Genomic DNA, 12,231 nt, shown 5'->3' with positions numbered 1-12,231 from the left:
ACGTTTTGGGTGCAGTGCGGAAGCGTCAGAAGTGACTGTAGGACAGGCGTTTCAGCGCCATCGACTGGCCCGCCGCATCGAGGAACCGGGGAGCAGCGGTTCCCGCCTCCACCCGGCCAATGCTGGTGACATCCACATCCGCATGCCGCGCAGCGGCGACGAACGAATCCCACCGATTCTCGGGGACGGTACACAGGACCTCGTAATCGTCGCCGCCCGACACCGCGGTCTCGATGTCCGCATTCCCGCTAGCGAGCAACGCGCGCGCGGGAGCCGAAAGCGGAACAGCCGTCAGGCCGATCGCGGCCGAGACGCCGGACGCGGCACAGAGTTTGGTGAGATCGCCGGCCAATCCGTCCGACACATCCATCGCAGCATTCGCATGTTCGCGGATTGCCACAGCGAGCGCATTGCGCGGCTGCGGCACACGATAGCGCTGGATCAGGAATTCACGCGATGGCGTATCGAGCCCCTCGCCCGCGATCTTGTCCTTGAGAACACGCAGGCCCAGCGCCGCATCGCCGATGGTGCCGGTGACAGCGATCCGGTCGCCGGGCTTCGCACCCGTGCGGCGAACCATCCGGCCCGGCGGCACACGGCCGAACGCAGTGATCGAGATCATCAGCGGTCCCGGCGTCGAGACAGTATCGCCGCCCAGCACCGGACAGCCGAAGGCCGAAGCATCTTCGCCGAGCGCGCGGGCGAATGGTGTCAGCCATTCGTCCCTCGCTTCGCGCAGCGCCAGCGTCAGCACAAGGCCCGCGGGCACGGCCCCCTTGGCGGCGAGGTCCGACAGGTTCACCCGCAACGCCTTGCGCGCGATGGTGTCGGCTGGATCATCGGGAAGGAAATGAACGCCCTCAACGAGGGCGTCTGTCGTCACGACAAGATCATCGTCTGACGATTTCAGGAGAGCCGCATCATCAACCAGGCCGAACGCGCCGGGATCGGTCGCGAGCGGACGGAAGTAGCGCGCGATCAGATCGTCTTCGCCCGATGCTTTGGCACCCGGCGCCGTCATGCTCAGTGTCCCGTCCGCGCGAATTCGCTCGCGCGGAACTGCCGCGCGATCTGGTCGAGCACGGCGTTCACCATGCCGGTTTCGTCCTTGTCGACGAAGGCATGCGCGACATCGACATATTCCGACACCACGACGCGCGCCGGAATATCCTTGCGGTGTTCGAGTTCATAGGCCCCTGCCCGCAGTGTCGCGCGCAGGATCGCGTCGATGCGCTTGAGCGGCCAGCCGCTTTCGAGCGCCTTGTCGATCAGCGGATCGAGCTTGCTCTGGTCGCGCACCACGCCCGAAACGACATCCTTGAAGAAGGCGGCTTCGGCAGGAAGGTACGTGTCGCCCTCCACTTCGTTACCGAGCCAATGGCTCTCGAACTCGGCGAAGATGTCGCCGATACCCGCGCCCGCGATATCCATCTGATACAGCGCCTGCACCGCGGCGAGACGCGCCGCGCCGCGCCGGTTGGCCTTGCGGTCGCCCGGTCCCTTGTCGCTGCCTTTCTTCGGATCGCTCATAGCGGTTTCGCCAGACGCTTCTTGATCCGCATCATGGTGAGCGCCGCGCGGGCCGCGTCGCCCCCCTTGTTCAGCTTGTCGCCGCGGGCGCGTTCCCACGCCTGCTCCGTGGTGTTGACGGTAATGATGCCGTTGCCGAGCGGCAGACTGCGCGCCACGGCGAGGTCCATCAGCGCGCGCGAGGATTCCATCGACACGATCTCAAAGTGAATCGTGTCGCCGCGCACAACGCAGCCAAGCGCAATCGCGCCGTCATACTGCCGGCCATTCTTCCTCGATGCATCGAGCGCGATGGCGATCGCCGCCGGAATTTCGAGCGCACCAGGCACGCTGATGACGTCGTAGCCGACGCCCGCGGCCTCAAGCTCCTTGATCGCTCCCTGAAGCAGCGCTTCCTGAATATCATCGTAAAAGCGGGCTTCGATGATGACGACGGTCGCGCCGCTGATATCGGTTTGGTCCTTGAGCTCTGCGCGCCGCGGTTCAGCCATCATTCCATCCAGTCAAAGGGGGTCCGTGTTTGCGCGTTTGTAGTCGCTGAGCGCTACAAAGCCAAGCACAACGGGCCCCTTTCAAGGCAGGGATGCAGCTTTAAGCCCGGCTCAAACGGCCTGCGCGACCTTGTAGTCGAACAAATAGCCATCCAGCGCCTTCTCGACCACGCCCTGCTGACCGGATTGCGCCGCAGCCAGCGTTACGGTGACATCGATGCCGCGCTTGCCGCCAGCCGCGACATCAATCCGCGCACCATCGGATCCGACAGCGTCCGTCACGACCTGCGCCACCAGACGCTGCACGGCATCGGTGCGGAGTTGCGGCTTGAAGATCTTGCCGACGCTGGTGACTGGAATGGCGTCGATGACGATAACCTGCTTCGGCCAAGCCGGGCGCTCCGCAATCAGCGGCTCGGCGAAAGCCTTCAGTTCATCGGCGGTCGCCTGCGCGCCCGGCTTGAGCGCCACATAGCAGACCGGCAATTCACCGGCGTACTTGTCGGGCTGGCCGACAGCCGCGGCCAATGCAACCGCAGGATGCGATTGCAGCGCGTCCTCGATCAGAACCGGGTCGATGTTATGGCCGCTACGGATGATGAGATCCTTCGAGCGCCCGGCGATGAACAGCCGCCCCTCGTCGTCCGTGTAGGCCAGATCGCCGCTGTCGAGGTAGCCGTCACGCAGCGCGCTGCCGTTCTGGCTCTGATCCTTGTAGCCCGGCGTGACGTTTGGCCCGGACACTGTCATCACGCCGACCTCGTGCGGCGCGCAGGCTTCCCCGAGCGAACCGTCCGCTGCGAGTTTGCGGACAACGACCTTGGTGTAGGGCAAGCGAATGCCGACCGAACCCAGCACGGGTTCCGCGGGACCGGGATCGATGGACACCAGCCCGCCCGTTTCAGTCATGCCGAGAATTTCGTGGATCGCCGTCCCGGTCATCTTCTGGTACTGCAAGGCAACTGCACGCGGCAGCAGCGACGCACCGGAGATGCTGTAACGCGCCGATGAAATGTCGGCATCGACCGGCACATTGAGCAGCGCGGCAAGCGCCGTCGGCACACTGCCGATCACCGTGGCGCGATAGCGCTCAACGATCTTCCAGAAGTTTTTGATGATGACGGGATTGCGCATGCCCGCCGGCGAGAGAACGATAATGTTCGCGCCAGCGATGAAAAACGACAGCCCGCATGAAATCGTCGCGGCGACATGAAACAGCGGCAGACCGTTGGGAATGGCATCGGTTTCGCTCAAATCCTGCAACACCGCTCCACCGAACGCCGCCGCGATCTGCATGCGATGGGTATGGGTGACGAGTTTCGGCGATCCGGTGGTACCGCCGGTGTGGAAGTAAGCGGCCACGTCGTCGCCGCCCCTCGCCTTGCCAAACGTCAGCGCATTGCCGTCCTGCGCCTTCAGCCCCGGACCAAATCCGAATACGCCTTCCGGCAACGGCGCATCCGACAGCGACACCTGCACCAGCTTGACGTCCGGCAGCAGCTTGCCGACCTCAACCGCCTTCTGCCAGATGTCGAGTTGCGGATGCGGGCCCAGCGCCACGAGAATCTTCGCGTCTGCCGCGCGAACGAGATCGGCGATGTTCTGCGCCTGGAGCAGGAAGTTGATCGGAACAGCGTAGCCCTGCGCTTCCGCCCCCATAACGTGAAATGCGTCTCGACCAGGCTCGGCAGGATGTAGGCGACTCCGGCGCCCGGCCCGCCGAGGCTCGCAAAGAAATTCGCCGCGCGGGTGACGCCCTCCAGCATCTGCCGATATGTCACAATGCGCGGTGTCTCGTCGTCAGCTCCCGTCATCAGCATGGTCAGCGCAGTGCGATCAGGATGACGTGACGCGCTCTTGGCAAAGATGTCGTAGACGCTGCGCGCATCGTAGCGCTGCTCCAGCGTCTTCTCGGTTTCGAACCGGACGACATCCTTGAGCGTTGCGACCGGGTAGGCGCTGAAAAGCGGCATGTCATTCCCCCTGTTGATTATTATCGGCCGATCGAAAGCCGGCGCATTTCGTCCGGGACGCTATTTAATTAATTTAACACCGTCAAGTTTTGCGAGCTGCGCGCCCGTTCGCAGCAATCCTGACAGGCTTTTTTGGACTGGCTTGCGGGACATCGGACATTCCCGCGCCCCTGGCGATAAGGCGCATGGAGGCGAGATGCAGTTCATCCCGCTCACGAACCGTCCGCAACAGGCCGCTCATGTGCATCATGACGATGCCATGCGCGGCAGAGAAGAACGTCTCGGCCAATGTCCTGGCGTCGCCCTCGATATGTCCGGCATCGACAAGCGCCTGCACGTAGGTGGTCATGGTGGCGCGGAAGCGCGTCATCGTCGCGGGAAACTGCGGTGCAATCGCCTCTTCAAGATTCTCCGTGAAAAAAATCAGCCGATAGGTGTCGGGGTGCTTCAGTGCGAAATCGAGAAAGGCCTGTCCGACGGCGCGTGCATTCTTGCGCGCATCCCTCGCCGGGTCGAACGCCGCTTCAAGATGGCCGCAAAAGCGATCAAGGGCGGCTGCCCGCATCGCCACCAGAATTTCGTCCTTGTTGGCAAAATAGCGATAGGCCGCGGTCTGGCTGTAGCCGAGCGCCTGGGCAATCCGGCGCATGGAAATCCCCGCGACGCCGTGCCTAGCAAAGAGCTTCTCAGCCACGCGAAGCAGCCGTTCCCGGAAGACTTCGACCTGCTGATCGGTGAGTTGCTTACGCATCCAATCCCGCCGCCCTGCCCCGCCAGCCCGCGCCGCCGGGCGCTTTCTATTTCATCTCGATCAATCGCGCGGCATAACGCGCCATCAGATCGATCTCCAGATTGACTTCCGATCCCGCGCGCCAGCCGCTCAGCGTTGTTACCTGGAGTGTATGCGGAATGATGAGAACGGAAAACGTATCGTCAACAGCGGTGTTGACCGTCAGCGAAGCGCCATCGAGCACCACCGATCCCTTCGCCGCGATGAACTTTGCAAGATCGCGCGGCGCGCGCAACTCGAACCTTGCCATGTCCGGCAGGTCTTCGCGCGAGACAATGGTGGCAACGCCATCGACATGCCCGGCAACGATGTGTCCGCCGAGTTCGTCGCCGATCTTGAGCGCGCGCTCGAGATTGAGGCGCGTCCCCTTGTCCCAGCCTTTCGCCGTTGTCAGCCGCAGCGTTTCAGCGGCAGCATCTACCTCGAACCAGGTCTTGCCCTGATCGACGCCGGACTGAACCACCGTCAGGCATACGCCGTTACAGGCGATCGATGCGCCATCCGCGATAGTGGCCTGATCGTAGCGGCACGCGATCCGCAGCCGGTGCAACTGCCCTTGCGCCGTCGGCGTGATGCTGGTGATTTCGCCAAGGTCCGTGATGATGCCGGTGAACATGGATGCCTTTCCCGCTTCCATCATGTCCGGCACAAGGCCGGCCATGACGGCCGCAAGTGTAATTTCTAAACGCGCTCATAGATCGTGAGAGTGTCTTTATCCAAGGCCTCGGTAGCACGCGCGCGCCAGCGAGGCGACTGGGTGACAACCGACAATGGCTGCGTATCGAGCGCCGGAATACCGTCCATGCCGATGGCGCCCTGCCCGCGCAGCAGCCAGACCTCGTCGGCCAGGCCGGCTCTCAGAAACGACGACGCCACGCGCGCACCGCCCTCCACCATCAGCCGCGTGATACCGCGCTCGGCCAGCGCGTTTAAAACGGCCCTGAGATCGAGGCCCGGCGTTGGTTCATTCGCCACAGGCACACGGATGACCTGCGCACCGGCCGCGCCAAGCTTCATCGCAGCGGGGGCTTCGGAAAGACCGGACGTCATGATCCAAAGCGGTGTCTGGCGCGCGGAATGCGCTAATTTGCTGGACCCCGGCAATCGCAGCGCACGATCCAGCACCACGCGCACCGGCGATTGTGCTTCCAGCCCCGGCAGCCGCACGGTGAGCAGCGGATCGTCGGCAAGCACCGTGCCGATGCCGACGAGGATCGCATCGCTCTGCGCGCGAAGCAGATGCACCCGCGCTTTCGCCGCTTCACCAGTGATCGCGACTGGCCGATGGCCCGCCGCGGCGATCTTGTCGTCGGCGGATACGGCAAGCTTCAAAATGACGAACGGGCGCTTCTCGCTGACGCGCAGGAAGTGACCTGCGTGATCGCGCGCGGCTTCGTCCTTGCAAAGGCCGACTTCCACTTCGATACCGGCGGCGCGCAGCCGCGCATGGCCCTGCCCGCCGACGTCGGGATTGGGGTCTTCGATGGCGGAGACAACCCGCGCGATGCCCGCGGCGATGATTGCGTCGGCACATGGCGGCGATTTCCCGAAATGGGAACACGGCTCCAGCGTGACGTAAAGCGTCGCGCCGCGCGCAGCTTCGCCCGCGCGCTTCAACGCCTCCGGCTCGGCATGAGGCCGCCCGCCGGGCTGGGTCCAGCCGCGCCCGACGATGACGCCATCCTTGACGACGACCGCGCCGACGGCTGGATTCGGCCAGGTGTGGCCCTGCCCGCGCCGGCCGAGCGCCAGCGCAAGCTGCATGTAACGCAAGTCTTGAGACGGGATATCAGATTGCATGAGGTCAGCTATATCCGGCAAAGCAAGCAAGCGTAGCGGATTAGCAGACCCCGCGCCGTCAAAAAATCACTTGCGCACGACCACCGGACGCGGCGGTTCGTCCTCGCCCGACAGTTCGCCGAGCACGGCCTCGAAATCCTTGGCCTCGCGGAAGTTACGATAGACCGACGCGAAGCGGACATAGGCCACGTCATCGAGCTGGCGCAGATGCTCCATCACGGTCTCGCCGATGACCTCCGACGAAATCTCCGCCTCGCCGCCGCTTTCAAGCTCGCGCACGATGGCCGACACCATCTTCTCGACCCGCTCGGGATCGACCGGACGCTTGCGCAGGCTGATCTGGAGCGAGCGCACCAGCTTGTCGCGGTCGAATGGAACGCGGCGGCTGTTGCGCTTGATAACCGTGAGTTCGCGAAGCTGCACGCGCTCGAAGGTGGTGAAGCGGAAGTTGCACGCCATGCAGACGCGGCGCCGCCTGATCACGGCCGAGTCTTCGGTCGGCCGTGAATCCTTTACCTGCGTATCGAGACTGTTGCAGCTTGGGCAGCGCATTCAGCGTTCCCTTAACTGTAGATCGGGAAACGGCTGGTGAGTTCCTTCACCTTCTCCTTCACCGACGCCTCAACCAGAGGCGCAGAGCCCTCGCCCGACTGGGCGACGGCGTTGAGCACTTCCGAGATCAGCGCACCGACCTGCTTGAACTCGGCAACACCGAAGCCGCGCGTGGTCGCAGCCGGAGTGCCGAGGCGCAGGCCCGAGGTCACGAACGGTTTTTCGGGGTCGAACGGAATGCCGTTCTTGTTGCAGGTCAGACCGGCGCGGACCAGCGCCTTCTCCGACACATTGCCCTTGAGGCCCTTCGGCCGCAGGTCGACCAGCATCAGGTGGTTGTCGGTGCCGCCGGACACGATCTCGAACCCGTTGGAGCGCAGCGTCTCCGCCAGCGCCTTGGCATTCTCGACCACGTTCCTGGCGTAGATCTTGAAGTCCGGCTGCAACGCTTCCTTGAAAGCGACCGCCTTGGCCGCGATCACATGCATCAGCGGGCCGCCCTGCAAGCCGGGGAAGATCGCCGAGTTCAGCTTCTTGGCGATCACCTCATCATTGCTCAGGATCAAGCCACCGCGCGGGCCGCGCAGCGACTTGTGCGTCGTGGTCGTGGTGACATGCGCATACGGCACCGGCGACGCATGGACGCCGCCCGCGACCAACCCTGCGAAGTGCGCCATGTCGACCAGCAGATACGCGCCGACGCTGTCAGCGATCTCGCGGAAGCGCTTGAAGTCCCATGCGCGCGAATAGGCCGAGCCGCCGGCAATGATCAGCTTCGGCTTGATCTCTTCCGCCTGCTTCGCCACCGCATCCATATCGATGATCTGATCCTCGCGGCGCACGGTGTAGTGCATCGGCTTGAACCACTTGCCGGACATGTTGACCGGCGCGCCGTGCGTCAGATGTCCGCCCGCGGCAAGATCGAGACCCATGAAGGTATCGCCCGGCTGCAACAGCGCCAGGAACACAGCCTGGTTCATCTGGCTGCCGGAGTTCGGCTGCACGTTGGCGAAGTTCGCGCCGAACAGTTTCTTGGCGCGATCGATGGCGAGGTTCTCGGCGACATCGACGAACTCGCAGCCGCCGTAATAGCGCGCGCCCGGATAGCCTTCCGCATACTTGTTGGTCATCACCGAGCCCTGCGCCTCGAGAACGGCGCGGCTGACGATGTTTTCGGATGCGATCAGTTCGATCTCATGCTGCTGGCGACCGAGTTCACCCTTGATCGCGTTGGCGATCTCCGGATCGGCCTGCGCGAGCGAAGCCGTGAAAAACGAGTCGGGAGCGGAAGCAGTCTTGGCAGATGAGCTCATTGCGGAATGTCTCCACCGCCGCAGCCTTCAGGATCGGCTACAGGCGGCCTGATTGGGAGCACTTTCGGACGAAAACCCGGTTTCGGGCTTCCCAAAAACTGCTCCGGTGTCATCTAAGGGCGGCAGGCGCGAGATACCATATCTGGCGGGGGTGGCCAAGTTCCAAGCCCGTGGGCCGCTATTTATGCGGAGCATGGCCGTCCACAGTCGGCGCAGTGGGCTGCATACCACCCGGCGTGTGCGAAGGCCCTGAAATGGCTGTTTTGGCGGTTTCAGCCCGGTACGGCCTCCTACGGCGGCCCTTTTTGCCCACATTCCGGGTTCCGGATCGCCGGGGTTGGGCAAAATACCCGCCCTAAAGAGCCCAAAAGCGCAAACCCGAACCGAACCGCTTACAGCCGCGCGCAGAGGAACATCACGTTCAGCGAGCACGCAGCCAGCAGCACGAGCATCAGCGCGACCTGCAAGCGGTCGCCGGCGAATTTGAGAATCGGCCTCATGATGTGAGGATGATGGAAAGAGTCCGCGCAAGAGTCTCGGACGATATTTTTGCTCCCTGAGGCTAAGGATTCAGGACTCGTTTACGAGTCGATTCTCTGTTCCAGGACGCGAAAAGGCGCCCGAAGGCGCAGCGCATGATCCGCCGAAGCGTGAACGGTTCGGCGCAAAGATCATGCGCCTTCAAATAATTTAAGAGCGCGATCTTTTGTCGATCGCGCCCTCAAGTCGCTCGTCCCACACCAGGGGAAACTCGTGCGGAATTCTTCCGCGTGCGTCTTCAAGCGCACTTCGGTAACAGCCGGAGGGCACCGGCAAAAACTGTAGGAGGATTTAGTGCAGGCCGCCGGTCTTTTTGAACCGGCCGGCTGACCCGCTTATCCGATGCTCAGAGCCGATACAGGATCTGGTCGGTCCAGAAGCGCTCAAGGCGATGCAGCGACTTGTTCAGCGTCGCGAACTCAGCGTTCGAGATGCCGCCCACCTGCTCCACCGTCTTGACGTGCTTCTGATACAGCGCGTCGACGATGTGGCGGATTTCCTGGCCCTGCGCGGTCAGACGGATGCGGACCGAACGGCGATCGACGCGCGAACGCTGATGATCGAGGAAGCCCATCTCGACAAGCTTCTTCAGATTGTACGAAACGTTGGAGCCGAGATAATAGCCGCGCGTGCGCAGCTCGCCGGCGGTCAGTTCCTTGTCGCCGATGTTGTAGAGCAGCAGAGCCTGCACCGAATTGATGTCGGCGCGGCCGCGGCGATCGAATTCGTCCTTGATGACGTCGAGCAGACGGCGATGCAGACGCTCAACCAGCGTAAGCGCTTCGAGGTAAAGCGGCTGCACGGGTGCAGCGGCGTTGTCGCGTGCGGGCTCAATGGCCGTAGCGGCGGACTTGATCATGACACTTCCCCTGTTGTCGTTTTTACGACTTATTCGACGAAACTTTTGTCTCGCCTGATAGGTGCAAACTAAGGGAGGCGTTTGAAGATCAGCTTAAATAACAGCATAAAGAGATGGTTTATTTGAAACGGTGAATCGTATGTTACACCGATAAAACAAGGGCTTTTTGTTAGTTTTGATTCACCCAAACGGGCCGATGTTCACGCTTCGTCGCAGGCCCTGTCGCATTCCAGCACACGTTCGCTCGAATTTGAAAGATTCCGTCAAGCATCAAGGCGAAGGCGCCCCGCCGCGATAAATTGCGCGCCGCACCAGTGTCCCGAATCCGAAGTTCGCTTCATGGACAATGATGCGGTCTTGCGAGCCATTCCACTATGGCGGCCGTTCCCGCGCCGAAAACCACGCCAGAACGAGATAGGCGGCGAGCAAAATCAGGGAAACGAGAACCGCGAACAGGTTGCCACCATAGATCGTGGGAAACATCAGCTCGATCACGGCGGTCGAAACAATGGTCGTGAGCCACACCACGGCGCCCCACGGCGTCGCGAGCCACAGTCCCACTGCCGCGACCAGCTCGATCACCGCGAAATAAACCGTGGCCGTCTGCCACTGCGTGGTCTGCGCCTCGAACGCGCCCTCCTCGCCGCCGATGAAGCCGGTGATCTGCGCCCAGTGATAGAGGCCCTTGATCATCGACAGCACGGCCATGACGCGCAGGAACAGCACGAGGCGCGTTGTCCATGTGCTCTCGCCCGTTTCCGCATCCGGCGACGTCATTGCCGTGACCAGATTAACCTGATCGCGCGGCACGTCGTCGTTCGCGCCTCGGCCCATGCGCGCGGCCATCGATTGCCGGGTATCCTTGTTCATGCCGTGTGTTTGGCGCTTTATGCCGGTAAAATCAATCCGCCCATGACGCCCCGTGCGGTGACGGACGGCCCGGCAGATGCTACATATAGAATATCTTTTCTGCGCAGGAGTGGCATCAAGATGGCGATCAAATTCGGGCGTCCGATCGAATTGCGGGATACGCCGCACCGGGACACAACCGCCGCCCCCTCCCTCGATCTGACCACACGCATGCGCCGCAACCGCAAGTCCGAATGGGCACGGCGGCTGGTGCGCGAGAATGTGCTCACCACCGACGATCTGATCTGGCCGCTGTTCGTGGTCGATGGCAGCAACCTGCGCGCGCCGGTCGCTTCGATGCCGGGCGTCGATCGCCTGAGCGTCGATCAATGCGTTCGGGACGCCGAGCGCGCAATGAAACTCCGCATTCCCTGCATTGCGCTGTTTCCCTACACCGAGCCGTCATTGCGCGACGAGACCGGCTCCGAAGCGCTGAACGCGAACAATCTGGTTTGTCAGTCGGTGCGCGCGATCAAACGGGAATTTCCCGATCTCGGCGTTCTCTGCGACGTGGCGCTCGATCCGTTTACCAGCCACGGCCACGACGGGCTGTTGCAGGATGGCAGGATCCTGAACGACGAAACCGTCGCCATTCTGGTGCAGCAGGCGCTGGTGCAGGCAGAGGCCGGCTGCGACATCATCGCGCCATCGGACATGATGGACGGCCGTGTCGCCGCGATTCGCGCCGGTCTGGACCGCGCCGGTTTCGGCGATGTGCAGATCATGGCCTACGCCGCGAAATACGCGTCCGCATTCTACGGCCCGTTCCGCGATGCCATCGGCTCGGCGAAAACGCTGACCGGCGACAAGCGCACCTATCAGATGGATTCGGCGAATTCGGATGAAGCGCTCCGCGAAGTCGAGCTCGACATCGCGGAAGGCGCCGACATGGTGATGGTCAAGCCCGGCATGCCCTATCTCGATATCGTGCGGCGCGTGAAGGACACCTTCGCGATGCCGACCTTCGCCTATCAGGTGTCCGGCGAGTACGCGATGATCGCAGCCGCCGCCAACAACGGCTGGATCGACGGCGAACGCGCGATGATGGAAAGCCTGGTTGCATTCAAGCGCGCCGGCGCCGACGGCGTCCTGACCTACTTCGCAGCACAGGCGGCGGAGAAGCTGAAGGCCGGGCTCTAGAATTAGCTGGCTATCTCTCCTTGCGTTACCCGCTTTCGCGGGGCGATGATTTGTCATTCCGGGATGCGCGGTCATTTCTCTACCCGTCATTCCGGGATGCGCCGAAGCCTGACCGGCAGCGCGATCTCTTCCCTCCGTCATTCCGGGCGCGCGAAGCGCGAGCCCGGAATCCATTTTCCTGTCGCGATCATGGATTCCGGGCCCGCCGCTCCGCGGCGCCCCGGAATGACAGCGGGTAATATTGAGTGCGGGTAATCAAGCGTAGCCCGGATGGAGCGGGACAGCGCCACACACGCGATGTCGTCCCCGCGAAAGCGGGGACCCATAACCACCG

Annotated in this window: 13 protein-coding genes; 1 reads left to right on the top strand and 12 read right to left on the bottom strand. The window is 62.8% G+C overall.

All coding sequences use genetic code 11. The features are described 5' to 3' along the window. Positions 1 to 25 precede the first annotated feature (25 nt). From thiL to AC1Q6J_RS10240, 11 genes are all read right to left on the bottom strand, one after another. On the bottom strand, positions 26 to 1,021 hold the full coding sequence (thiL, locus tag AC1Q6J_RS10290; protein ID WP_492279231.1) for a thiamine-phosphate kinase: 996 nt from the start codon (positions 1,019 to 1,021) through the stop codon (positions 26 to 28). Between the two features lie 2 nt (positions 1,022 to 1,023). Beyond that, on the bottom strand, positions 1,024 to 1,530 hold the full coding sequence (gene nusB, locus AC1Q6J_RS10285) for a transcription antitermination factor NusB (protein WP_492279230.1): 507 nt from the start codon (positions 1,528 to 1,530) through the stop codon (positions 1,024 to 1,026). Then, a complete protein-coding gene (gene ribH / locus AC1Q6J_RS10280; protein ID WP_492279229.1) occupies positions 1,527 to 2,021 on the bottom strand; it encodes a 6,7-dimethyl-8-ribityllumazine synthase in 495 nt (164 codons plus the stop codon). The genes nusB and ribH overlap by 4 nt, the downstream gene beginning before the upstream one ends. 111 nt (positions 2,022 to 2,132) lie before the next feature. Continuing rightward, complete coding sequence (locus tag AC1Q6J_RS10275; protein ID WP_492279228.1) at positions 2,133 to 3,680, bottom strand: AMP-binding protein; 1,548 nt, start codon at positions 3,678 to 3,680, stop codon at positions 2,133 to 2,135. 396 nt (positions 3,681 to 4,076) lie between these two features. Beyond that, entirely contained in the window at positions 4,077 to 4,745 is a 669-nt protein-coding gene (locus AC1Q6J_RS10270; RefSeq protein ID WP_492279227.1) for a TetR/AcrR family transcriptional regulator, read from the bottom strand. Positions 4,746 to 4,791: 46 nt separating this feature from the next. Further along, positions 4,792 to 5,400, bottom strand: a complete 609-nt coding sequence (locus tag AC1Q6J_RS10265; RefSeq protein ID WP_492279436.1) for a riboflavin synthase — start codon at positions 5,398 to 5,400, stop codon at positions 4,792 to 4,794. A 65-nt stretch (positions 5,401 to 5,465) separates the two neighbouring features. Then, complete coding sequence (ribD, locus tag AC1Q6J_RS10260) at positions 5,466 to 6,584, bottom strand: bifunctional diaminohydroxyphosphoribosylaminopyrimidine deaminase/5-amino-6-(5-phosphoribosylamino)uracil reductase RibD (RefSeq protein ID WP_492279226.1); 1,119 nt, start codon at positions 6,582 to 6,584, stop codon at positions 5,466 to 5,468. 66 nt (positions 6,585 to 6,650) lie between these two features. Continuing rightward, entirely contained in the window at positions 6,651 to 7,136 is a 486-nt protein-coding gene (gene nrdR, locus AC1Q6J_RS10255; protein WP_492279225.1) for a transcriptional regulator NrdR, read from the bottom strand. A gap of 11 nt (positions 7,137 to 7,147) precedes the next feature. Continuing rightward, a complete protein-coding gene (glyA, locus tag AC1Q6J_RS10250; RefSeq protein ID WP_492279224.1) occupies positions 7,148 to 8,449 on the bottom strand; it encodes a serine hydroxymethyltransferase in 1,302 nt (433 codons plus the stop codon). Positions 8,450 to 9,335: 886 nt separating this feature from the next. Then, on the bottom strand, positions 9,336 to 9,848 hold the full coding sequence (gene ldtR / locus AC1Q6J_RS10245) for a transcriptional regulator LdtR (protein WP_492279223.1): 513 nt from the start codon (positions 9,846 to 9,848) through the stop codon (positions 9,336 to 9,338). Between the two features lie 372 nt (positions 9,849 to 10,220). Continuing rightward, positions 10,221 to 10,718, bottom strand: coding sequence for a DUF6163 family protein (locus AC1Q6J_RS10240; protein ID WP_492279222.1), 498 nt, complete (start codon positions 10,716 to 10,718; stop codon positions 10,221 to 10,223). A gap of 120 nt (positions 10,719 to 10,838) precedes the next feature. Here AC1Q6J_RS10240 and hemB point away from each other — a divergent pair, with 120 nt between their 5' ends. Next, positions 10,839 to 11,897 (top strand): porphobilinogen synthase, encoded by a 1,059-nt coding sequence (gene hemB, locus AC1Q6J_RS10235; protein ID WP_492279221.1) that lies wholly within the window; start codon positions 10,839 to 10,841, stop codon positions 11,895 to 11,897. Between the two features lie 137 nt (positions 11,898 to 12,034). Here the strand turns inward: hemB and AC1Q6J_RS10230 are convergent. Continuing rightward, on the bottom strand, positions 12,035 to 12,231 hold a 197-nt coding region (locus AC1Q6J_RS10230), incomplete at its 5' end, for a hypothetical protein (RefSeq protein WP_492279220.1).

This window comes from Afipia sp. MLSD5-FHT05B12, assembly GCF_058793355.1.
Note: the sequence above shows the minus strand (reverse complement) of the source record. Positions and strands in the feature narration are given on the sequence as shown.

What these genes read in the sequence shown, in the direction of transcription:
- thiL (WP_492279231.1), bottom strand. Translation starts at nt 1,021, where the DNA reads ATGACGGCGCCGGGTGCCAAAGCATCGGGCGAAGACGATCTGATCGCG.
- nusB (WP_492279230.1), bottom strand. Translation starts at nt 1,530, where the DNA reads ATGAGCGATCCGAAGAAAGGCAGCGACAAGGGACCGGGCGACCGCAAG.
- ribH (WP_492279229.1), bottom strand. Translation starts at nt 2,021, where the DNA reads ATGGCTGAACCGCGGCGCGCAGAGCTCAAGGACCAAACCGATATCAGC.
- AC1Q6J_RS10275 (WP_492279228.1), bottom strand. Translation starts at nt 3,680, where the DNA reads ATGGGGGCGGAAGCGCAGGGCTACGCTGTTCCGATCAACTTCCTGCTC.
- AC1Q6J_RS10270 (WP_492279227.1), bottom strand. Translation starts at nt 4,745, where the DNA reads ATGCGTAAGCAACTCACCGATCAGCAGGTCGAAGTCTTCCGGGAACGG.
- AC1Q6J_RS10265 (WP_492279436.1), bottom strand. Translation starts at nt 5,400, where the DNA reads ATGTTCACCGGCATCATCACGGACCTTGGCGAAATCACCAGCATCACG.
- ribD (WP_492279226.1), bottom strand. Translation starts at nt 6,584, where the DNA reads ATGCAATCTGATATCCCGTCTCAAGACTTGCGTTACATGCAGCTTGCG.
- nrdR (WP_492279225.1), bottom strand. Translation starts at nt 7,136, where the DNA reads ATGCGCTGCCCAAGCTGCAACAGTCTCGATACGCAGGTAAAGGATTCA.
- glyA (WP_492279224.1), bottom strand. Translation starts at nt 8,449, where the DNA reads ATGAGCTCATCTGCCAAGACTGCTTCCGCTCCCGACTCGTTTTTCACG.
- ldtR (WP_492279223.1), bottom strand. Translation starts at nt 9,848, where the DNA reads ATGATCAAGTCCGCCGCTACGGCCATTGAGCCCGCACGCGACAACGCC.
- AC1Q6J_RS10240 (WP_492279222.1), bottom strand. Translation starts at nt 10,718, where the DNA reads ATGAACAAGGATACCCGGCAATCGATGGCCGCGCGCATGGGCCGAGGC.
- hemB (WP_492279221.1), top strand. Translation starts at nt 10,839, where the DNA reads ATGGCGATCAAATTCGGGCGTCCGATCGAATTGCGGGATACGCCGCAC.